The 21,759-nt window shown below is 72.3% G+C and carries 20 protein-coding genes; 11 read left to right on the top strand and 9 right to left on the bottom strand.

Going from position 1 to position 21,759, the window contains the following annotated elements:
- Positions 1 to 39: 39 nt before the first annotated feature.
- Positions 40 to 696 carry a dihydrofolate reductase family protein gene (locus P696_RS0124560; RefSeq protein WP_342669036.1) on the top strand — a complete coding sequence of 219 codons (657 nt, stop codon included), beginning with the start codon at positions 40 to 42 and terminating at the stop codon, positions 694 to 696.
- Positions 697 to 741: 45 nt separating this feature from the next.
- Here the strand turns inward: P696_RS0124560 and P696_RS47810 are convergent, their stop codons facing one another.
- A complete protein-coding gene (locus P696_RS47810; protein WP_034486603.1) occupies positions 742 to 1,101 on the bottom strand; it encodes a tetratricopeptide repeat protein in 360 nt (119 codons plus the stop codon).
- 55 nt (positions 1,102 to 1,156) lie between these two features.
- Positions 1,157 to 2,539: a glycerophosphodiester phosphodiesterase gene (locus P696_RS0124550; protein WP_026414407.1), complete on the bottom strand. Its 1,383-nt coding sequence runs from the start codon at positions 2,537 to 2,539 to the stop codon at positions 1,157 to 1,159.
- Positions 2,540 to 2,720: 181 nt separating this feature from the next.
- Between P696_RS0124550 and P696_RS0124545 the strand changes: the two genes are divergently transcribed.
- The 5 genes from P696_RS0124545 (at position 2,721) to tatA (ending at position 6,024) form a co-directional block, all read left to right on the top strand.
- Positions 2,721 to 2,999, top strand: coding sequence for a hypothetical protein (locus tag P696_RS0124545; protein WP_026414406.1), 279 nt, complete (start codon positions 2,721 to 2,723; stop codon positions 2,997 to 2,999).
- Positions 3,000 to 3,195: 196 nt separating this feature from the next.
- Positions 3,196 to 4,182, top strand: coding sequence for a hypothetical protein (locus P696_RS0124540; RefSeq protein WP_026414405.1), 987 nt, complete (start codon positions 3,196 to 3,198; stop codon positions 4,180 to 4,182).
- A 20-nt stretch (positions 4,183 to 4,202) separates the two neighbouring features.
- Entirely contained in the window at positions 4,203 to 5,138 is a 936-nt protein-coding gene (locus tag P696_RS0124535; protein ID WP_026414404.1) for a threonine/serine dehydratase, read from the top strand.
- Positions 5,139 to 5,163: 25 nt separating this feature from the next.
- The gene (locus P696_RS0124530; protein ID WP_026414403.1) at positions 5,164 to 5,706 is read left to right on the top strand and encodes an isochorismatase family protein; all 543 of its coding nucleotides are present in this window, start codon (positions 5,164 to 5,166) and stop codon (positions 5,704 to 5,706) included.
- Positions 5,707 to 5,751: 45 nt separating this feature from the next.
- A complete protein-coding gene (gene tatA / locus P696_RS0124525) occupies positions 5,752 to 6,024 on the top strand; it encodes a Sec-independent protein translocase subunit TatA (RefSeq protein ID WP_026414402.1) in 273 nt (90 codons plus the stop codon).
- Positions 6,025 to 6,062: 38 nt separating this feature from the next.
- Here the strand turns inward: tatA and P696_RS0124520 are convergent, their stop codons facing one another.
- Positions 6,063 to 6,407 carry a hypothetical protein gene (locus P696_RS0124520; RefSeq protein WP_026414401.1) on the bottom strand — a complete coding sequence of 115 codons (345 nt, stop codon included), beginning with the start codon at positions 6,405 to 6,407 and terminating at the stop codon, positions 6,063 to 6,065.
- Between the two features lie 272 nt (positions 6,408 to 6,679).
- On the opposite strand from P696_RS0124520, the gene P696_RS47805 reads away from it, so the two are divergent.
- Entirely contained in the window at positions 6,680 to 7,042 is a 363-nt protein-coding gene (locus P696_RS47805; protein WP_051468103.1) for an ArsR/SmtB family transcription factor, read from the top strand.
- Positions 7,026 to 9,839: a magnesium-translocating P-type ATPase gene (gene mgtA, locus P696_RS0124510; RefSeq protein WP_051468102.1), complete on the top strand. Its 2,814-nt coding sequence runs from the start codon at positions 7,026 to 7,028 to the stop codon at positions 9,837 to 9,839. Before P696_RS47805 ends, mgtA begins: the two co-directional genes overlap by 17 nt.
- Here the strand turns inward: mgtA and P696_RS56175 are convergent.
- Positions 9,828 to 10,079 (bottom strand): hypothetical protein, encoded by a 252-nt coding sequence (locus tag P696_RS56175; protein ID WP_157429887.1) that lies wholly within the window; start codon positions 10,077 to 10,079, stop codon positions 9,828 to 9,830. The two genes, mgtA and P696_RS56175, sit on opposite strands and share 12 nt — an antisense overlap.
- Positions 10,080 to 10,164: 85 nt before the next feature.
- On the opposite strand from P696_RS56175, the gene P696_RS52895 reads away from it, so the two are divergent.
- Positions 10,165 to 10,518 carry a hypothetical protein gene (locus P696_RS52895; protein ID WP_051468101.1) on the top strand — a complete coding sequence of 118 codons (354 nt, stop codon included), beginning with the start codon at positions 10,165 to 10,167 and terminating at the stop codon, positions 10,516 to 10,518.
- A 53-nt stretch (positions 10,519 to 10,571) separates the two neighbouring features.
- Here the strand turns inward: P696_RS52895 and P696_RS0124495 are convergent, their stop codons facing one another.
- The 5 genes from P696_RS0124495 to mfd form a co-directional block, all read right to left on the bottom strand.
- On the bottom strand, positions 10,572 to 11,516 hold the full coding sequence (locus P696_RS0124495; protein ID WP_026414399.1) for an NADP-dependent oxidoreductase: 945 nt from the start codon (positions 11,514 to 11,516) through the stop codon (positions 10,572 to 10,574).
- Positions 11,517 to 11,610: 94 nt separating this feature from the next.
- Positions 11,611 to 13,812: a transglycosylase domain-containing protein gene (locus P696_RS47795; protein ID WP_245627794.1), complete on the bottom strand. Its 2,202-nt coding sequence runs from the start codon at positions 13,810 to 13,812 to the stop codon at positions 11,611 to 11,613.
- Positions 13,813 to 13,964: 152 nt separating this feature from the next.
- Positions 13,965 to 14,936 (bottom strand): nucleoside triphosphate pyrophosphohydrolase, encoded by a 972-nt coding sequence (locus P696_RS0124485; RefSeq protein ID WP_026414398.1) that lies wholly within the window; start codon positions 14,934 to 14,936, stop codon positions 13,965 to 13,967.
- A gap of 3 nt (positions 14,937 to 14,939) precedes the next feature.
- Positions 14,940 to 15,620, bottom strand: coding sequence for a SurA N-terminal domain-containing protein (locus P696_RS0124480; protein WP_157429886.1), 681 nt, complete (start codon positions 15,618 to 15,620; stop codon positions 14,940 to 14,942).
- Positions 15,621 to 15,630: 10 nt separating this feature from the next.
- Complete coding sequence (mfd, locus tag P696_RS0124475) at positions 15,631 to 19,188, bottom strand: transcription-repair coupling factor (protein ID WP_034486727.1); 3,558 nt, start codon at positions 19,186 to 19,188, stop codon at positions 15,631 to 15,633.
- Positions 19,189 to 19,436: 248 nt separating this feature from the next.
- Between mfd and P696_RS47790 the strand changes: the two genes are divergently transcribed.
- Both P696_RS47790 and P696_RS47785 read left to right on the top strand, forming a co-directional pair.
- Positions 19,437 to 20,072 (top strand): TetR/AcrR family transcriptional regulator, encoded by a 636-nt coding sequence (locus P696_RS47790; protein ID WP_064744104.1) that lies wholly within the window; start codon positions 19,437 to 19,439, stop codon positions 20,070 to 20,072.
- The gene (locus P696_RS47785) at positions 20,069 to 21,652 is read left to right on the top strand and encodes an MFS transporter (protein WP_084338060.1); all 1,584 of its coding nucleotides are present in this window, start codon (positions 20,069 to 20,071) and stop codon (positions 21,650 to 21,652) included. Before P696_RS47790 ends, P696_RS47785 begins: the two co-directional genes overlap by 4 nt.
- Positions 21,653 to 21,759: the final 107 nt, after the last annotated feature.

Genomic DNA, 21,759 nt, shown 5'->3' with positions numbered 1-21,759 from the left:
CGGGCAATCCGAACGGGCAGGCATCCGGGGGTTCGCGTGATGGGCTGGTCGCGATGCTCTTTCGAGGTCTGGACGCTCCGGGGGAGCGACGGAAAGGGGTTGGGGATGGGCAAGGTTGTTGCGATGGAGCATTTGACGTTGGACGGGGTGATGCAGGCTCCGGGGCATGCGGATGAGGATCCTCGGGGTGGGTTTCGGCATGGGGGGTGGGCGGCTGAGCGGCAGGATCCGGCTATGCAGCGGGCCATGGGGGCGCGGATGTCGGACACTTGGTCGCTGCTCGTGGGGCGGGTGACCTACGCGCGGTTCTGGGACTACTGGCCCAAGCAGCCGCCGAACCCGGTCACGGACGCGTTCAACCGCGTCCAGAAGTACGTCGTGTCGACGACGATGACGGATCCGCTGCCGTGGGCCGGCTCGACGCTGCTCGACGGCGACGCGGGCGAGGCGGTCGCCGAGCTGAAGATGCAGCGGGACGAGAACCTGGTGATCTTCGGTAGCGGGGCGCTCGTCCGGTCGCTGCTGCGGGACAGGCTCGTGGACGAGATGGTGCTGATGATCCACCCGATCCTGCTGGGTTCGGGCGTGCGGCTGTTCGCGGAGGACGGGGACGAACTGACCGCGTTCGACCTCGTCGACTCGGTCACCACCGGGAACGGCGTCTTCGTGGGGACGTACGTGCTCGCGAAAAGCTGAAAAGGCCCGTCCCGGGCGGGACGGGCCTTCAGAGGGGGTTGTTCGTCAGTCAGCGAGGTTCGCGGCGGTCACCGAGACCTGGATCTCCTCGGACGGGGTGACGCCCATCGCGGTGGCCAGCTTGCGGTAGCGGGCCGCCTCGTCGGAGCGGTTGCGGCGCTCCAGCGTGCGGGCCATGGCCTCGTACGCCCAGCCGTTGCCCGGGGCGATCTCGAGCAGGCGGCGGAAGGCGTCCTCGGCGCGGCCGAGCTGGGCGCTGTGGAAGTACGCGCGGGCGAGCAGCTCGGCGACGGAGCCGTTGCCGGGCTCGGCCTCGGCGACCGGGGCCAGGATGCGCGACGCCGAGATGTAGTCCCGCGCGTCGAAGAACATCTGAGCGCGCTGGAACTCGTCGTAGGTGTTCATCTGTTCCCTCCCGGTCCCGCTGTTCGTTGAACCTTCAACCAAGAGGGTCCCGCTTTCATTCCACGGCGATGTCGCGGAAGGAGAGCTGCGGGCCGTCGTGTCCCGGCGGCTTGATCCGGCCCAGGTAAAGGTACTGGCCACGGTAGGACGTATCGGACACGGTCACGCCCCGCGAACCTTCGCGCCGGACGGTGATCGTCCACGGCGCGACGGTCACCGTCACGTTCGCCGTCGTCCCGGAACGGGTGATCGCCGGAGTCCGGACGGACGCCAGCAGCCGGTGATCCTTGTAGAGGTCGAGGCTGCCGTTCTGGCGGAGGGCCAGGTCGTAGCCGCCGGTCTGGGCGGCGTACGGGTCGTCCGTGGGGGACGAGAACTGGATCGCGGCGGCGTCGGCCCCTCGGGCGCTCAGCCGGTCGAAACGGACGGTCGCACGCAGGCTGTAGGAACGTCCCAGAGTCGCCCAGCCCTGCCGGGTGAAGAGGTCGGCGCGGCCGTACGGAATCGTCCACCAGCCGGGGGCGGTGAAACGGCCGCGTTGGTAGAGGCCCATGGCGGCGGCGGTCTGGGCCTGGCCCATGTGGCCCGGCCAGTAGGTGCCGGTGGCGAACGGGTCGGACGTGCGGCGGTAGCGGGATCCGTGCAGGTAGACGGGGTCGTCGGTGTCGATCCCGCGCACGCCGAGCCGGTACAGGCGGTCCCGGCGCGTCTGGGACTCGACGTTGAAGCACGCCACGACCAGCCCCTCGCGGACGTACCGGGCGATCAGGGCGTCCGAGAGCAGCGAGTTGACCGAGACGCGCTGGATCCCGGCCTTCCTGACCTGCGACGGCGAAGTCGCCCGGGCCTGGGCGTCGGTGCCGATGAGGAGTTGCGCGGTGATGCCCGCCTTCCGCGCGGCCACGGCGTCCGCGAGGTGATCCGTCTGCATCTGGACGCGCCCGGTGAGGTGACGGGCGACGACGTGCCTGATGACGAGGCGGGCCGCGCGGGAGTCCTTGGGGTGCGCGAGGAGTTGCTTGCGCGGCGCGTACTTCGCCAGCACCTCGTCCAGGAGGAGCGGATGGGTGTCCTTGGCCGTCCCGCCGAACCACGAGTGCGCGTCGATGCGCAGCTTCGTGAACTGCCTGCTCGTGCGCGCGTTGACGCGTCCGCGCTCGGAGCTGATGCGGTCGACGGTCAGGTCGTGCCAGACGCCGCCGACGCCGTCCTTGAGCACCTGGACGTCGAATTCGAGCAGGTCGGCGTCCGGATCGCGGATCCCGGCCTCGAACGCCGACGCCGTGTTCTCCGGCTCCAGGAACGACCCGGACGCCCGGTGCGCGATGAAGAACCGCTGCGGCAACCGGAACCCGGAACCCGTCTCCGCGCGGGTCGGGGATGTCCAGATGGGGACAAGGACGGCGGCGGTCACGGCGATGGCGAGAGGGCGACGCATGGCGAACCTCGCTGGTGGGGGGAGCGTGGCCCGGACGCTACTCACCCCGAGTGATCGCCCAGTGTCGTTGAGGTGAACTTGCCTCTTATATCCGGCTCTTCGTGTTCGCCCACGTAGGCATCGGATTTCAGTTAAATGTGCAGCACTTCGTTCACGTCACCTTCACCTCGGAAGGAGCTCGATGCTCAGGAAGCTGCTCGTCACCGCCGCCACCGGCGTCATGGCCACCGGCGTCGTCACCGGCGCCACCGTCCCGGCGAACGCCGCCCCGGCGACCGCGCCGACGGTGTCCGCCGCGCGCTGCCACTCCCACAAGGTCAACAAGCACTGGGAGTGCATCACGCCGGGCTCGTACTGCCCCAGGGCGGCGCGCCTGCACTACGGGTACGCGTACAAGACGGGCAAGCGGTACCGCTGCGTCCGGTACACGAACGGCCAGTGGCGCTGGAAGCGCGCCTGACCCTCCGCCTGGCGCTGACGGTCTGACGCCGCCCCGGCCCGCCCCGGGGCGGTTCTTTTGTTCCCACCCATTTATGCCCGTTCGTTCTGGGACACGGGCGTCGGGCGGTGGCCGGGGGACGGTGGAGAGCGATCGCGTCCGGCCGCCGGGCAGCAGGGTCCGGCGGGACGCCGGTATCCCGCCCCCGGGAGGAGCGTTGCGTACTCACCACTTCGCCGCCATCGCCGCCACCGCGGCCCTCGCGGGCGGTGTCTTCGGCTACCTCGTCCACCCCTCCGCGGGCTCGGCGTCGCCGGTCGTGCCCGTCGCGGCCCCGCGACATACGTCCGGGACGCTGCACGTCGCCCTCAACATGCCCGCCTCCGACCGGACGCGCGCCGCGGCGCTCGGCTTCAACCTCTTCGACGTCGGCCCGGACGAGATCGACGCGCTGCCCAAGGACGGCCGCGCGCTCGTCTGGGTCGGGAACACCACGTGCGGCGGCTTCGACCTGTCCGCGGACGACTTCGGCTCGACCGTCCGGCGCCTCGCCCGCGACCCGCGCGTCTACGGCTGGTACCTGTCGGACGAGCCGAACCCCGCCGAGTGCCCCGGCATCGTCGGGCAGATCCGCGAGCGCGCCGACCTGATCCACCGGTACGCGCCCGGCCAGAAGGCGTTCGCGTCGCTGACCGACTGGCCGATGGCCCCGCTGAAACCGTCCGCGACGCACCTGGACCTCATCGGCCTCGACCCGTATCCATGCAGGTCGGACGCATCGGGCTGCGACCCGAAGGCGATCGGGACGATGGTCGCGCAGGCGGGCCGCGCCGGATTCGCGCGGGCGATGATGGTGCCGGTGATCCAGACGTTCGGGCAGGCGTGCAGCGCGGGCGAGAAGAACTGGAAGCTGCCGACGTCCGCGCAGCTCACGACCATCCTGAGCCAGTGGGACGCGCTGCTGCCGCGGCCCGCGTTCGACATCAGCTACTCGTGGGGCCGCCAGTCCGACTGGGCCTGCCCGACGCTCGCCGACTCCCCCGGCCTCCAGCAGGTCATGAAGCTCCACAACACCCGTCCGGCGCGGAGGCCGTCCAGCCCCCCGACGACGCCGGACCCCGACCCGACCACGGGCGATCCGGGCACGCCGGGGCCGACGACGCCGAGCTGCCCGGCGACGCCCGACGGGCATGATGGGACGTGATCTCAGCCGAGGGGGCTCCCATGATCGAGAAGTCGGACGTCCGCGCCGCCGCCGCCCGGATCGCCGGGCATGTCCGCAGGACCCCGCTCCTCGAGAGCGACGCGTTCGGCGTCCCGGTGTGGCTGAAGCTGGAGCAGACGCAGCACGGCGGGTCGTTCAAGGCGCGCGGCGCGTTCAACCGGCTCCTCACCGCCGCCGAGCAGGGCGTTCTCCCGGCGACCGGGGTGGTCACGGCGTCCGGGGGGAACGCCGGGCTCGGGGTCGCGCACGCCGCCGCGACGCTCGGGGTGCCCGCGCGGGTGTTCCTGCCGCGCAACGCGCCCGCCGTGAAGGTCGAGAAGCTGCGGGCGCTCGGCGCGGACGTCCGTCCGGTCGGCGAGAAGTACGCGGACGCGCAGGAGGCCGCGCTCAAGGACGCCGCCGACACCGGCGCACTGCTCTGCCACGCCTACGACCAGCCGGAGGTCTGCGCCGGTCAGGGCACGATCGGCCTGGAGCTGCTGGAGCAGACCGGCGGCGCGTTCGACACCGCGCTGATCGTGGTCGGCGGCGGTGGCCTGATGGCCGGGATCGCGACCGCGCTGGACGGCGAGGCGCGGGTCGTCGCGGTCGAGCCCGAGCGGTGCCCGACCCTGCACACGGCACTCGACCAGGGAGAACGCGCGACCGTGGCGGTGTCGGGCGTGGCGTCGGACTCGCTCGGCGCGTCCCGGATCGGCGAGATCGCGTTCGACGTGGCGCGGCGGACGGGCGTCCGGTCCGTCCTGGTGCCGGACGAGGCGATCGTCGAGGCGCGGCGGACGCTGTGGGAACGGCACCGCCTCGTCGCCGAGCACGGCACCGCCGCCGCGCTCGCGGCCCTGCTCACCGGCGCGTACACGCCCGCGCCGGACGAGCGGACGGCGATCGTGGTCTGCGGGGCGAACACCGATCCGTCCGATCTGGTGACCCGGTAATCCGTCCGATGCCACTATGTCCGACATGAGCGAACTCACGTTGACTCCTGAACGGACGGCCCTGGTCGCGATCGACCTGATGGAGCGGATCGTCGCGCTGCCGACCGCGCCGCACAGCGGCCCGGACGTCCTCGCCCGCTCGGTGAGGCTGGCGGACGCCCTGCGCGACGCGGGCGGGACGGTCGCCTGGGTGCGCGTCGAGCGTCCGGGCGTGGACGAGCAGCCGCCCGGCAGCGGACTGTCCCCCGAGATCGAGGTGGCGGCGTCCGACCTGGAGGTCGTCAAGCGGACGTGGGGCGCGTTCCAGGGCACTGACCTTGAGGCTCAGCTACGGAAACGCGATATCGACACGATCATCCTGACCGGGCTGGTGACCAACTTCGGCGTCGAGTCCACCGGACGCGTCGCCGACGACGCCGGGTTCCGGATGATCTTCGTCGAGGACGCCATGAGCGGCCTGGACGCGCACGCGCACGAGTTCGCCGTCGACTACGTCCTCCGCAAGCTCGGCCCGGTGCCGTCCACCCGGGAGACCCTCGACGCCATTGCTTGCTCACTTGCGCGATAACTTTAGAGTGGTGGGTGGAAAAGTCCTGGAAGGAGTTGGGTCGTCATGGGTGAGCTGTCGCCGTCGCACTGGCTGATCGTGATCATCGTGGCTCTGCTGCTGTTCGGCTCGGCGAAGCTGCCCAAGATGGCACGCTCGCTCGGGCAGTCCGCGCGGATCCTCAAGGCCGAGATGAACGGCCTGCACGACAAGGAGAAGGACGAGGACGCCCCCGCGCCCTCGTCCCCACCCTCGGCCCCGGCCTCGCGCGAGGTCGCCGAGGCCGCTCCGCGCCTGGTCAGCCAGGACGGCCAGGCCGTCGACCACCGGCGCCCCTGACCGTCCACCCCCTGACCGAACGCCCCCGGCCCGCCGCCCTAGTGCGGGTCGGGACGGCTGCGGGTGATGATCCAGTCGACGGTGTGCTGGGTGCGGGCGATCCGGCGGCGGACGCGCGGCTTCGCCGACAGCGTGGACGGGTGGGCGACCACGACGCGTCCGGCCGGCGGGACGGTCATCCCGGCGGGCTCGCCCGCGCTCTCGGCCGCGACCTCGGCCAGCGCCGACAGCAGGCGCGCCGCGCGGGCCAGCTCGCGCAGCGCCTCCGCCTCGTCCGCGGCGGTCTCGGCGGTCAGCGCGCCCGAGTACAGCGCCTCGACCTCCGCCATCCGGACGCCGAGCGACAGCGTGGCGGCCTCCGCCGCCCTCTTCCCCCGCTTCATGCTCAGTGGTGCTCCCTCCGCGCTTCCCCGTACAGCCAGCAGTGTCTCCATGGTCATTTTATTTGCGCAATCACTTTAATGTTCTCCGTCGTCACCCTGTTTGATGCGCGCCGCAGCCGAGAGGTTGCCCTCCGGCGCCGATCCGGCCGCACGGATCTCCTCCCCGCCGGGACGGGCGTTTTGGATACCCTCGTACCGGAGCGGCGCCCGCGCGGCGACGGCTCCTGGACGGCCTCGCACGGGCGGGGCCACCGACGGCGGGAGGCGCACCGGTGAAGGAGCGGACGCGGGACACGGCGCGGCCCCCGGAGACGCTCTCGCCCGAGCTGCTCCAGGAGGCGGCGGGCCGTTTCGGCATGCTCGCCGCCACGATGCGCCTGCACATGGTGTGGGTGCTCGCGCAGGGCGAGCAGGACGTCAGCTCGCTGGCCGAGCGGGTCGGCGGCACGGTCCCCGCCGTGAGCCAGCACCTCGCCAAGCTCAAGCTGGCCGGGCTCGTCCGGTCCCGCCGGGAGGGCCGCCACCAGGTCTACGTGGTGGACGACCCGCACGTCGCGGCGATCGTCGCGCAGATGGTCGCCCACCTCCAGGGCGTCCCCGTGGAAGCGGTCCCCGTCCGTGGCCTCGGCGCCTGAGTCCGACCCGTTCGGCCTCGCGGCCCCGCCCTCCGAGGACCCCCTGTTCGTCCCGGCGCCCGCGGACGCGCCGGACGACCTGCCCGACCTGCCCCGCTCCCACGCCATGCTCGCCGGGTTCGCGGGGCGTCCGCCGCTGTCGGTGCTGCGGGGCCTGGAGACGTCCGCGCGCGGCCTGACCGAGACGGACGCCGAGGAGCGGCTCCTCCGCCAGGAGGCCGCCGCCCCGACCGCCTGCACCGGGCGCACCCTCCTGCTGCAGCACCTGGTCGTCGTCGTCAAGGACCCGTTCGTGCTGGTCCTGGTGCTGCTGAGCGCGGTCACCGCGGTCACCCGCGATCCCTGGGGCGCGGCCCTGATCGGCTCGCTGGCCGTGCTGAGCTCCCTGCTGCGACTGCGCCTGGAACGGCGCGGCGGACGGGCCGCCGCCGAGCTGCGCGCCCTCACCACGACGACCGCGACCGTGCTGCGCCGCGCGGACACCGGATCCCCCGGCGTCGAGCGGGAGGTGCCGGTCGAGCAGATCGTCCCCGGGGACGTGGTGCGGCTCGCGCCCGGCGACATGGTCCCGGCCGACCTGCGGCTGCTGAGCGCGACCGGGCTGCGCGTCGACCAGGCCGTCCTGACCGGCGAGTCGCTGCCCGCCGCCAAGCGCGCAGCGTGGACCGGACGCGCCGGACCCGAGCCCGATCCGGACACCCCGCTGTTCGACCGTCCCGAGCTGTGCCTCATGGGGACGAGCGTGGTCAGCGGCACCGGGACGGCCGTGACCGTCGCGACCGGCCCGCGCACCCACTTCGCCGCGCTCCAGCGGGACGTGCCGCGCGCCGCGCCGGAGACCGCGTTCGACCGCGGCGTCCGGACGGTGTCCTGGGCGCTGATCGCGATGGTCGCGGCGGCCGTCCCGATCGCGCTGCTGTTCACCGAGCCCGAGCACAGCCCGTGGTCGAGCGCGCTGCTGTTCGCGGTGTCGATCGCGGTCGCGCTCACCCCGGAGATGCTGCCGCTGGTCGTGACGGCCACGCTGGCGCGCGGCGCGTCGGCGCTGACCCGGGACGGCGTGATCGTCAAGCGGCTGCCCGCCGTCCACGACCTCGGCGCGATGGACACCCTGTGCGCCGACAAGACCGGCACGCTCACGCTCGACCGGCTGTCACTCACGTCCCATCTGGACGCGTCGGGCGAACCGGACGACCAGGTGCTGCACTGGGCGCGCCTGAACGCCTGGTTCGCGACCGAGCTCGTCCCCGAGGCCGCGGGCGACACCGTGGACGACGCGCTCCTGGACGGCGCGGACCCGCCGTCCGACGACGTCCACGCCGTCGACGCCGTCCCGTTCGACTCCGACCGCCGCCGCGCGACCGTGGTGCTGCGCCGCCCCGGCCGCCTGAGCCGCGACCTGCTGATCACCAAGGGCGCCGTCGAGGACGTCCTGCCGCTCTGCGTCCGCGTCCGGACCCCGGCGGGCGACGTGCCGTTCACCGCGGACGACCGGGACCGGCTCGCGGCCCTCGCCGACGAGCGGTCCGCGACCGGCGAGCGGCTGCTCGCGGTGGCCGTCGCCGACCGTCCGGCGGCCCGCCGCGACTACGCCCCGGGCGACGAGCACGGCCTCACGCTGGCCGGGTTCGTCGGCTTCCGGGACGAGCCGGACCCGTCCGCCCCCGCCGCGCTCGCACGGCTCGCCGGTCTCGGCGTCGCGCTCGTCGTGGTGACCGGCGACCACCCCCTCGTCGCCGTCCGGACCTGCCGGGACACCGGCCTCACCCCCGGCCGGGTCGTTCTCGGCGCCGAACTGGACGACCTGTCCGACGCCCAACTCGACGCCCTGCTCACCTCCCCCGACGGCCTCCTCACCCCGCCGGACGGCCCGGACGGCTCGTCGTGCGGGGTGACGCCGGTGTTCGCGCGGGTGGATCCGCGGCAGAAGGCGCGGATCGTCGGGGCGCTGCGCCGCACCGGGCGGACGGTCGGGTTCCTCGGCGACGGCATCAACGACGCGCCCGCGCTGCGCGCCGCCGACGTCGGGATCTCGGTCACCGGCGCGGTGGACCTGGCGCGCGAGTCGGCCGACGTGGTGCTCGCGGGCCGCGACCTGTCGGTCCTGGCGAACGGCATCACCGAGGGCCGCCGGACGTTCGGCAACGGCGTCAAGTACATCCGGATCGCGGTGACCTCGAACCTCGGGAACGTCGCGTCCATGCTGGCGGCGAGCGTGCTGCTGCCGTTCATGCCGCTGCTGCCGCTCCAGGTGCTCGCGCAGAACCTGCTGTTCGACGTCTCGCAGCTCTCACTCGCCCGGGACAGGGTCGACCCGGCCGACCTGCGCGGCCCGCGCACCTTCGACCCGCGCGTCCTGGCGCGGTTCGTGGCCGTGTTCGGGCCGCTCGGCGCGTTCTTCGACCTGGTCGCGTTCGGGCTGTTCTGGTGGCTGCTGGACGCCCGGACGGGATCGGGCGGCGAGGCGCTGTTCCACACCGGGTTCCTGGTGGAGAACCTGCTCGCGCAGGCCCTCACCCTGCTGGTCCTGCGCGGCCGTGGCCGCCGTCGCGGCTCGCCTCCCGCGTCCCGGACGGTCGTCGCGGCGGCCTGGCTGCTCTCGCTGACCGCGCTGCTCCTGCCGTTGTCGCCGCTGGCCGGGCCGCTCGGGCTGGTTCCGCTCCCGCTGAACGCGATCCCCGTGCTGGGGGCCGTCCTGGCGGGGTACGGGGCGTCGCTGGTGATCGTCCGGAACCGGTGTTTCAGGGCGGACGACGGCAGAACGGCCGGCGGGGCGGGAAACGCGTCAGTGGCGTGACCGGTCGGTCGTGTCGGGGCTGCCCTCCTCGCCCAGCTCGGCCTTGATCCGGTCGCGTTCGGCCTCCAGGTCGGCGATCTGCCCCTCGATCTCCTCGCGCATCTGGAGATCCTGCCCGGAATCGCCGAAATCTTGCGGGACTTCGCCGTACTCGGCGCCGAGCCCCGCGCCCTGTCCGCGCAGCCGACGCAGCGCCGCTTCTACGTTCTCCAGCCGTTTTCGCAGGTCAGAAGCGCTCATGCCGGATGATATTCCCGCACGTCAACGCACATAACGTACGCTGCACCGGGAATCACCCAGTTAAGGGCTATGCAGGGGGGACGTTATGGTCCGCCGACACGACAACGAGGAAGAGCAGCAGCGGTACGAGGTCGAGATGGGCGACGACGAGCAGGAATACACCACCCGCTCGACCGAGCGCTACATCGAGGATCCGCCCGACGACCTGGTGATCGAGGACGATCCCGACCCCGGGGACGGGCGGCTCGGCATCATGCGCGAGACCGGCGAGGAGTACCGGCGCGGCGACCGGCGGCGCGAGGAGACCGTGTGGGACGACCGTCCCGCCGAGGTCACCGCCATCCGGGGACCGGGCGGCGAGCCCCCGGACGAGGACGCGTTCGCCGACGACCTCCACTCCCAGACCCGCCCCGGCGGCTACTCCCCCGAACCCGACTGACCGCCCCGGCCTCCGCCCCCGCCAAGCCCGCCATCAGGGCGTCCCCGGATCGGTCAGAGGCGGATCACGGTCTTGCCGCGTGCCCCGCCGCGCCTGGCCTCGGCGATCGTCGCCGGCACCTCCGACAGGTCGACCTCGCGGCTGACGTGCACCGTGAACTTCCCGCGGTCGATCAGGTCGGCGAGAACCGTGAGCAGCTCCCCGGACGCCTTGTTCTGGAAGTTGTACGCCTTGATGCCGCGCTTCTTCAGGCCCGCCGTGTTCGCCTGCCCGATCGTGGACGCGACGACGCCGCCCTTCTTCAGCACCCCGGCCAGCATGTCGAGCCGCCGCTCGTCGTCGACCAGGTCGATCAGGACGTCCAGGCCGTCCGGATGGGCCTCGGTGACGGTCTCGAACAGGTCGCCCTCGCGGTAGTCGATGGTCTCGTCCGCTCCGAGGTGCAGCATCGTCTCGGCCATGTCGGGCGGCGCGGTGGCGATGACGTAGCCGCCCTTCAGCGCGGCGAACTGCACCGCCGCCTGCCCGACGCCGCCGGTCGCGCCGATGATCAGGACCCTCGTCCCGTCCGCGACCCCGACCTTCTCGACCAGGTTGTAGGCGGTCATGCTCGCGGTCGGGACGGCCGCGGCCTGGCTGTAGACCATCTTCTGCGGCATCGTCGCGACCGGGCCGTCCTGCGCGCCGACGGCGAACTCGGAGTAGCTGCCGAGGCCGCGCGGGATCCCGCCGAACGACCCGTACACCTGCTCGCCCTCCCGGAACCGGTCGACGCCCTCGCCGACCGCCTCGACCACGCCCGCGCCGTCCTGGCCGAGGATGAGCGGGAACCGCGCCTCGACGACGCCCTCCAGCGCCCCGTCCGCGACCTTCCAGTCGAACGGGTTCATCCCGGCGGCGACCAGCTTGACCAGGATCTCGCCCGGACCGGGTTCGGGCCGGTCGAGGTCCATGAGCGATGGCGTCGCGCCGTACTCCGACACGGCGATGGCACGCATGCGGCTTCCCCCGTTTCCCCCGTCGCAGATGATCTACCCAGGGTTCGGGAAACCACACGACCGCGCAGGTCAGAGGGTTGGACCTGCCGCCGGATCAGGGCCCGGGGCTCGGCGCGAGGGTCGGTGGCGTGGTCGGCGGGGTGTCGCCGCCGCCCTTCTTCTTGTCGCCCTTCTTGTCTTTCTTATCCTTCTTGTCCTTCTTGGACGGGTCGACCTCGCCGTCGCCCATGCTGAAGTAGTGCGACGGCGGGCCGTGGAAGTCGGTCTCGGACGTGCCGTCCAGCGCCTCCGACATCGTGTCCTGCCAGATCGGCGCCGGGATCGTCGCGCCGAACACCTCGCCGTAGCACTCCCCGTTCATGCACAGGTCGTCCATCGGGTACCTGTAGCCGCCGCGCGGGTCGCCGACCCACACCGCGGACGCCAGGTCCGGCGTGTACCCGGCGAACCAGGCGGCGGAGAAGTTGTCGACCGTGCCGGTCTTCCCGGCCGCCGGACGCCCGATCCCCGACCCGGCCGCGGTGCCCTTCGTCAGCACGCCGCGCAGGACGTAGTTCACCGCGTCCGCGACGCCCTTGTCGATCACCTGCTTGCAGCCCGCCGTCGGGACCTTCATCGGCTTGCCGTTCGTGTCGGTCACCGACGCGATCGCGACCGGACGGCAGTACCTCCCGCGCGCGGCGAACGTCGCGTACGCCGAGGCGAGCCGCAGCGGCGACACCGGGTTGAAGCCGAGCGTGAAGGACGGGTACTCCTCCAGCGGCTTCCCGTTGGCCTGGCGCATCCCGAGCTTCTCGGCCATCTGGACGGTCTCGCAGAGCCCGACCTCCTTCTCCAGCCCGAGGAAGAAGGTGTTCACCGAGTGCCAGGTGCCCGTGACCAGCGAGAACTGCTTGCCGCCCTCGCCGTCGGCCGAGTTGCGCAGCGAGGCGTTCGGGTCGCCGACCCGCTTGCCGTCGCAGTTGCGGTAGCCGGTCGGGGTGAACGAGGTCGGCGCGTTCATCATGGCGCCGAACGGCATGTCGAGTTCCAGCGCGGCGGCCAGCGTGAACACCTTGAACGTGGACCCCGACTGCATGCCGATGCTCGACCCGTGGTCGGCGTCGGCGGCGAAGTTGATCCAGGTCTTGCCGCGCTTGTTGTCCGGGCCGAGGTCGCGGTCGACCGCCATCCCGCGGATCGCGCCCGTGCCCGGCTCGACCAGCGCCTCGGCGGCGGCCTTGTGGGCGGAGTTCTTCGGCGGGACGTGCCGGTCCACCGCCCGCTGCGCCGCCTTCTGCACCTTCCAGTTCAGCGTCGTCCGGATGGTGAGGCCACCCTGCTTGAGCAGCTTCTCCCGGTCCGCCTTGGTCTTCCCGAACGCCGAGTTCGTCAGGATCTCCCGCTGCACGTAGTCGCAGAAGAAGGGAGCGCCGCTGCTCACGCAGCCGTTGCGCGCCTGGTGCACGTGGAGCTGGACGGGCTGCTTGGCGGCGGCGTCCGCGGTGGCCTGCGGAATCCACCCCAGCGCGGCCATCCGCGCGAGCACGACGTCGCGGCGCTGGCGCGCGACGTCCGGGTGGTTCACCGGGTCGTAGGCGTAGGGGTAGCGGACGACGCCCGCGAGCAGCGCCGCCTCCGGCAGCGTCAGCTTCGCCGCGGTCTTGGAGAAGTAGTGCCGGGCCGCCGCCTCGATGCCGTACGCGCCGTCCCCGAAGTAGGCGATGTTCAGGTAGCGGCGCAGGATCTCGTCCTTGGAGTACCGCTTCTCCAGCGCGACCGCGTACCGCAGCTCGCGCATCTTGCGTCCCGCCGACAGCTCCGTCGCGCCCTTGCGCTGGGTCGCGGTGGTGGCCTGCGTGAGCAGCAGGTTCTTGACGTACTGCTGGGTGATGCCCGACCCGCCCTGGGTGACCTCGCCATGTCCGAGGTTGCTGATCAGCGCGCGCAGCGTGCCCTTGGAGTCGAGCGCGCCGTGCTGGTAGAACCGGCTGTCCTCGATCGCCAGGACGGCCTGCCGAGCGACCGGCGCGATCTGGTCCATCCGGACGTCGATCCGGTTCTGGTAGTAGAACGTCGCGATCGAGCTGCCGTCCGCCGCGAGGATCGTGGACCGCTCCGGCACGCCGCTGGTGTCGACGCCGTCCGGGACGTCCTCGAACCAGCCCGCGGCGTCGCGCGTGGACACCCCCGCGGTGAACGCCGCCGGCAGCAGCAGGAGCGCGACCAGCACCCCGGCCAGGGCCGCGAAGCCGAACAGCCCGCGCACGGCCCGGATCTTGTCCGGTATGTCGTCGTCCCGCAGTCCAGGCAGCACCGCCCCAGGGTAAACGGCGGGCCAAGGCCGGACCAGACCTTCGCCGATCTTCGTCGGAACGGTCCGCATCCGGCCGTAAGCCCTGCGGCACCGCCCTTCCAGACCGTGCGATCACGCCCGTCCGAGCCCTGACCGTGGCCCTCCGGCCGGTGTCACCCGGACGTCGTGGGGTGCTCCCGCTCCCAGTCACGGACGCGGTCCGCGAACGCCCGGGCCGCGGCCCGCAGCTCGGCCTCGGCGTCCACACCCTCCGCCTGCGCCTGCCTGACCAGCGAGAACAGCCGCGCCCCGAGATCGGAGTCCGCGACCTCGTAGGCGTCCTCGGGCAGCTCGACCCGGGCCGCGCGGCGCTGCAGCTGCGCGGCGAGGCTCAGCGCGGGCTGGCCCATCGGGACGCCGTCCAGCACCGAGGCCGCCTCACCCTTCTTCTCCGCCCGCTCGGCCGCCTTGATCTGCTCCCAGTTCGCGTTCACCTCGTCGGCGTCCCGGACGGTCACGTCCGCGAACACGTGCGGGTGCCGCCGGACGAGCTTGTCGACGATCCCCGCCGCCACGTCGTCGACCGTGAACGCGGTCTCGTCGTCCCGCTCGGACGCCACGACCGCGTGGAACGCGACCTGCATCAGCACGTCTCCGAGCTCCTCGCGCAGCGCGCCGTAGTCGCCACCCGAGACCGCGTCGTCGACCTCGTACGCCTCCTCCAGGAGGTACTTCACCAGCGACTCGTGGGTCTGCTTACGGTCCCACGGGCACTCGCGGCGCAGCGTGTCCATGACCGTGACCAGGTCGAGCAGCCGCGCGCCCGGCAGGTCGTACGACCCGTGCAGCACCTCGACGTCCAGCGGGTCGTCCACGACCAGCCGCCCGATGTCGCGCATCAGCCGCTCGTCGCCGTCCTGCCCGGCGACGAAGACAACCCGCCCCTCGCGCGCCAGGTCGACCAGCGCGGACGGGTCGGGGTCGGTGACCTGCTCCGCGTGGACGCCGGCCTCGGCCAGGTAGGGCAGCAGCGGATGGTCGTTCCGCGCCAGCACGCGCGGGGCCGAGCGCAGCGCCTCCCAGGCGCGCCAGGTCAGAAGACCGGGCGCGACCCGGTGGGAGGTCGCCAGCAGGATGAGACTCATGGGTTAACGCACACCTGATTCGTAAGCGGACAGCCGGTACACCACCGGGTCGATCGTGATCCTCGTCGGGTCGTACACGCCGTACCGGGGGTTGAGCCGGATCTTCAGTTCCCTCGCCGCGTTCGTGAACGCGTCGGACAGCGATTTGATCGCCTGCTGCGTCGCGGGGGACCTGGTGCTCTGGTCCGCGCCGAACCGGTCGAGCAGCATGAGCTCGATCACCTTCGCCCGCGCCACGTCCCGCCCCCGGTCGGTCGGCAGCCCGTAGACGAGCGTCCGGGACGCCAAGTTCGTCGGATTCTGGTTCAGCAGGTCGATGACCTGGGAGACCTGCCCTTCGGACGGCTCGATCCCGTTGTCCTTCGCGGCCCGGTCGGCGAGCCTGAGGTAGATCATGCTGTTCAGGGTTCTTCTCGGAGACGCCGGCGAGCGGACGTCGAGCTCGCTCAGCTTGTCCGGATCCAGCAGAAGCTCCTTCTTGAGCTCGTCGTCCCAGGCGGCGTTGGCCTGGGGGTCCGCCAGGATCTGCGGCTGCCACTCGTTCACGGTCCGGTTCAGCGTGGACACGGTGATCCGGTCGTCCCCGACGAGCGCCGCGGCGCCCGCCCTCACCTGACCGCACCCCGAGAGCAGGACGGCCGACAGCGGCAGCACCGCGAGCGCGGTGATCCTCGACTTCTTCATGATCGGCACCCTAGGCCCGCGCGGGTTCGAGGAACAGGGCCTCGACGAGGTCGGTGGCCCATCTGAGCAGCTCCTGGTCGCGCAGCGGCGTCCCGCCGAGGGGCTTGGTCTTCGGCGCCGGGACGAGCAGCGTCCCCGTCGTCGGCTTCAGCAGGCTCTTGGGGTAGAGCCTCTGGAGCCGGACCTGCCGCGAGTCCGGCAGGTCGACCGGCGCGAACTTGACGAACGTGCCCTGGACGGTCACCTCGCTCAGCCCCGCCTTCCGCGCCTTGGCCCGGAACCGCGCGACCTCCAGCAGGTTCAGCACCGGGACGGGCAGCGGGCCGAACCGGTCCTTCAGCTCGTCCGCGACGGCCGCGATCTCCTCGTCGGAGGTGATCGCGGCGATCCGCCGGTAGGCGTCCAGGCGCAGCCGCTCGCCCGGGATGTACTCGTGCGGCAGGTGCGCGTCCACCGGCAGCTCGACCCTGGTCTCGGGCAGCGCCTCCGCCGGGGCGCCGCCCTCCTTCAGGTCCCGGACGGCCTCGCCGACCATCCGGACGTACAGGTCGAACCCGACGCCCGCGACGTGCCCGGACTGCTCCGCGCCGAGGATGTTGCCCGCGCCGCGGATCTCCAGGTCCTTCATCGCGACGTACATGCCCGCGCCGACCTCGGTGTGCTGCGCGAGCGTCGCGAGCCGCTCGTGCGCGGTCTCGGTCAGCGGCGACTCCGGCGGGTACAGGAAGTAGGAGTAGGCGCGCTCGCGTCCGCGTCCGACGCGTCCGCGGAGCTGGTGCAGCTGCGACAGGCCGTACATGTCGGCGCGGTCGACGATCAGGGTGTTGGCGTTCGGGACGTCCAGGCCGGACTCGACGATCGTGGTCGCCACGAGCACGTCGAAGTTCTTCTCCCAGAAGTCGACCATCACCTTCTCGAGCTCGTGCTCGTTCATCTGGCCGTGCGCGACCGCGACCCGCGCCTCCGGGACGAGCTGCTGGAGCTGCGCGGCGACCTTGTTGATCGACCGGACCCGGTTGTGCACGAAGAACACCTGGCCCTCGCGCAGCAGCTCGCGCCGGATCGCGGCGGCGATCTGCTTCTCCTCGTACGGCCCGACGAAGGTCAGCACGGGGTGCCGCTCCTCCGGCGGGGTGAGGATCGTGGACATCTCGCGGATGCCGGTCAGGCCCATCTCCAAGGTGCGCGGGATCGGCGTCGCCGACATGGCGAGCACGTCCACCTGGGTGCGCAGCCGCTTCAGCTCCTCCTTGTGCTCGACGCCGAACCGCTGCTCCTCGTCGATGATCACCAGGCCGAGGTTCTTGAACCGGGTCTGCGCCGACAGCAGCCGGTGCGTGCCGACCACGACGTCCACGGTGCCCTTGGCCAGGCCGTCCAGGGTCTCCTTGATCTCCGCCTCGGTCTGGAACCGGCTGATCGGCTTCACGCTGATCGGGAACGCCGAGAACCGCTCGGAGAACGTCGACAGGTGCTGCTGGACGAGCAGCGTCGTCGGCACGAGCACCGCGACCTGCCGCCCGTCCTGGACGGCCTTGAACGCCGCCCGGACCGCGATCTCGGTCTTGCCGTAGCCGACGTCGCCGCAGATCAGCCGGTCCATCGGGACGGCCTTCTCCATGTCGGACTTGACCTCGTCGATCGCGGCGAGCTGGTCGGGCGTCTCCACGTAGGGGAAGGCGTCCTCCAGCTCGCGCTGCCACGGGGTGTCCGCGCCGAACGCGTGGCCGGGACTCGCCATCCGCGCCGAGTACAGCCGGATCAGCTCGCCCGCGATCTGCTTGACCGCCTTGCGCGCCCGCGTCTTGGCCTTCTGCCAGTCGGCGCCGCCGAGCCGGTGCAGGCTCGGGGCCTCGCCGCCGACGTACCGGGTCAGCTCCTCCAGCTGGTCGGTCGGGACGAACAGCCGGTCGCTCTTGGCGTACTCCAGGATCAGGTACTCGCGCGTCGCGCCCTGCACGGTGCGGCTGACCATCTCGACGTACCGTCCGACGCCGTGCTGCTCGTGCACCACGTAGTCGCCGGGCCGCAGCTGCAGCGGGTCGATGCCGCCGCGCCGCCGGGACGGCATGCGCCGCATGTCCTTCGTGGACGCCTTCTGCCCGGACAGGTCGGTCTCGGTGAGGACGGCGAGCTTGATCTCGTCCCAGACGAACCCGTTCTCCAGCAGGCCCGTGGACACGTTCACCACGCCCGGCTTCGGCTCGTCCGACAGGTCGGTGAGCGCCGCGCCGAGGCCCTCCTCGCCGACGAGCTGGACGAGCCGCTCGGCGGGCCCGTGCCCGGCCGTGACCAGGGCGACCCGCCAGCCGCCGTCGATCCACGCCTTCAGGTCGGCCATCACCCGGGCGGTGTCGCCCCGGTACGCCTCGGCCGGATGGACGCGCAGGTCGAGCTCGCCCTCCTGGGTGAGGGCGGAGACCGTCCAGCGGTGCAGGCCGAGCGCGTCGTTGTGCTCGACGACCTCCTCCAGCGACCGGAACGCCGCCGCGCCGAGGTCGATCGGGGCCTCGCCGCCCGCCGCCGCGTTCACCCAGCTCGCGTCCAGGAACTCCTGGCTGGTGCGGACGAGCTCGACCGACCGCGTCCGGATCCGCTCCGGCTCGCACACCAGCAGCGCCGAGCCCTCCGGCAGCAGGTCGGTGACCAGCTCCATGCGCTCGGCGAGGACGGGCGAGAACGCCTCCATGCCCTCGACCGTGTCGCCGTCGGCGATCCGCAGCAGGATCTCCTCCAGCGCCGGGTGCCGTCCGGCGAGGTCGCGGGCGCGTTCCCGGACGGCGTCGGTCAGCGGCAACTCGCGGCACGGCGGGGCCCACAGGCCGTCCTGCGCGATCTCCAGGGAGCGCTGGTCGGCGGCCTTGAAGTAGCGGATCTCCTCGACCGTGTCGCCCCAGAACTCCACGCGGAGCGGGTGCTCCTCGGTCGGCGGGAACACGTCCAGGATGCCGCCGCGCACGGCGATCTCACCGCGCTTCTCGACCAGGTCGACGCGGTGGTACCCGGCGTCCACGAGCCTGCGGACGACGTCGTCGAGGTCGGCGTCCTCGCCGCCGCGCAGCCGGACCGGCTCGAGGTCGGCCAGCCCCGCCACGATCGGCTGGAGGACGGCCCGGACCGGCGTGACCACGACGTCCAGCCGTCCTGCTTTCGCCGCCCAGCCGGCGTCGTCCGACCTTCCGGCCGCCGCCTCGTCCGCGTCTGGGTGGACGAGCCGCCGCAGGACGGCGAGGCGCTGGCCGACGGTGTCGGAGCGGGGCGACAGCTTCTCGTGCGGGAGGGTCTCCCAGGCGGGGAAGTGCGCGACGCGGTCCGGTTCGAGGAGGCTGGTGAGCGCGGCGGCGAGGTCCTCGGCCTCGCGCGCGGTCGCGGTCACCGCCAGGACGACCCCCGTGCCCGCAGCGGAGCCGGAGGGGCCGCTGCGGTGGAGGGCGCGCGACAGGGCGGCCCCGAGGATCGGCCAGAGGGACGGCGGCGCGACGACGGCCCGGGGCTCGTCGGGGCTGGCCAGCGCGGCGGCGAGCACGTCATCGGTGTAAGCGAGGTCAACAAGTCCAGAAAGCGTCATCACAGCCTGCAACGTCATCGCCCCGCCGAACAATCCGCGACGTCGCCTGCCGCGACCCGATTCGGGGCAGCCCGAAAACCCGGAGAGTTCACCCACCACCCCGGTGTCATGCCCCACCCTACGCGGCGCCTGCGACAACCCGTGCGGACTCCTCCCCACTCGCCGCGTCGCGCCCCCGCCCGAAATTGCCTTGACATCATCGTCTAGAGTGAGACATCAATGTCGCAAACGAGACGCTGATGGGTAGCATGCGGAACACTGAAGAGATCCTCGGGGCCGCGACCCGGTACCTGAACGCGGACCCGACCGCCTCGATGGCCCAGCTGGCCGAGGCCGCCGGGGTGAGCCGCGCCACCCTGCACCGGCACTTCGCCTCCCGCGAGGACCTGCTGCGGGCCCTCGGCGAGCGCGCCACGCGCCGCTGGGAGGAGTCCCAGGACGCCGCGGGCATCGACGCCGCCGCCGCGTCCGGCGACCCCGGCCGCCTGACCGCGGCCCTGCGCACGATGCTGACCGCCTATGTCGCGGACGCCGACGACTACGGCTTCGCGCTCACCGACCACTTCGTGAACCAGGTCCCGGAACTGGTCACCTGGAACGAACGCCTGGAAGAGCGCGAGATCGTCTTCTACGCGGCCTGCCAGGACGCCGGGGTCCTGCGCGCCGACCTGCCCGTCCGCTGGGTGAGCAACACCGTCTACGGCCTGATGATCAGCGTCCGGGAGAGCCTGCGCCGCGGCGACGTGGCCCGCCGCGACGCCCCTGACCTGCTGCTCGGCACCTTCATGACCGGCGCGGGCCCGACCAAAACCACGGGCCCGACCAAGACCGCGGGTCCGACCAAGACCACGGGTCCGACCAAGACCGACGGAGGAAGACCATGACGGCCGCCAAGCCGGTCGAGAACGCGCCGCTAGCCGCGGAGCCGCGTCCGGGCGCGGAGGCCCGGGCGCGTGTGCCCGCGCCGCATCCGCGCCGGTGGGCGGGCCTGGCCGTGCTGTCGGCGAGCCTGCTGCTCGTCGTCATGGACATGACCGTCCTGAACGTGGCGCTGCCGGAGATCTCCGCCGACCTGCGGCCGGACTCGATCTCGCTGCTGTGGATGGTGGACGTCTACTCGCTCGTCGTGTCCGGGCTGCTGGTCACGTGGGCGGCGGTCGGCGACCGCTGGGGACGCAAGCGGACGCTGCTCGCCGGGTTCGCCCTGTTCGGGCTGGGCTCGCTGGCCGTCCTGTGGGCGAACTCGCCCGGCGCGGTCATCGCCGTCCGCGCGCTGCTCGGCGTCGGCGGCGCGATGATCATGCCGTCCACGCTGTCGATGATCCGGAACCTGTTCACCGACCCGCGCGAGCGCGCGACGGCGCTCGGGATCTGGGCGACCATGGCCGCGCTCGGCGGCGCGCTCGGCCCGATCCTCGGCGGCGGGCTGCTGGAGGCGTTCTCCTGGCACTCGGCGTTCCTCGTGAACGTCCCGGTCATGGCGGTCGCGCTGGTCGCGGGGTGGCTGCTGCTGCCCGAGTCGCGCAACCCGAACCCGGGCCCGTGGGACGCGCTCGGCGCGGTCCTGTCGGTCGTCGGCATGGTCGCGCTCGTCTACGCGATCAAGCACCTCGGCAAGGACGGCCTGACCGGCGAGGGGCTCGGCGCCGCCGCGATCGCGGCCGTCGCGCTGGGCGGGTTCGTCCGGCGCTGCCTGCGCCGCGAGCACCCGCTGCTGGACGTCCGGCTCCTGCGCGGACGGGCGTTCTCCGCCGGGATCGTCACCGCGCTGACCGTGAGCGTCGCCGCCGCCGCGACGATGCTGCTGCTCGCGCAGTGGATGCAGGTCGTCCAGGGGTACTCGCCGCTGGAGTCCGGGATCCGGCTGCTGCCGGAGGCGGTCGGCGCGGCGGTGTTCTCGCCGCTCGCCCCGGCCATCGCGAACCGGATCGGCGCGCGGGCCGTGCTGTCGGGCGGGCTGCTGCTGATCGGCGCCGGGTTCGCGGCGCTGTTCCTCGGGCCGCGGCCCCTCGGCTACCCGACCGTCGCGGTCTCCCTGCTGGTCGTCGGGATCGGGCTCGGCGCGCTGGCCGTGGCGTCCGCCGTGATCATGGCGGGCGCGCCCGCCGAGCGGTCCGGCAGCGCCGCCGCGTTCGAGGAGACCAGCTACGAACTGGGCGGCGCGCTCGGCGTCGCGGTGCTCGGCAGCGTCGCCGCCGTGGTGTTCCGGAACGGGCTGCCGGCGTCCGACCTGGCGTCCGCCGGGATCACCGGACGGGCCGCGGACCAGGCCCGCGAGTCCATCGCGGGCGCGGTCGAGGTCGCCGGCCCGGGCGGCGCGCACGTGGTCGAGCAGGCCAAGGCCGCGTTCACCACGTCCCTGGAATGGACGGGCATCGCGGGCGGCGCGCTGATGCTGGCCGCCGCCGTCGCGGTCTGGCTGCTGACCCCGCGCGACCTGGACCTGAGCGAGGTCGAGCACTGATCCCCAGCCGTTGCGGCCCGGTTTCGGCCGGGCCGCAACGGGCTCATGCGACTCCTTTGGAACCCGCCAAGAAAAGATAAATAGCGGACACTGTGCGATCTCCCGGC

Origin of the sequence: Actinomadura oligospora ATCC 43269 (assembly GCF_000518265.1) — a bacterium.
In the GTDB taxonomy this organism is placed as follows: domain Bacteria; phylum Actinomycetota; class Actinomycetes; order Streptosporangiales; family Streptosporangiaceae; genus Spirillospora; species Spirillospora oligospora.
Note: the sequence above shows the minus strand (reverse complement) of the source record. Positions and strands in the feature narration are given on the sequence as shown.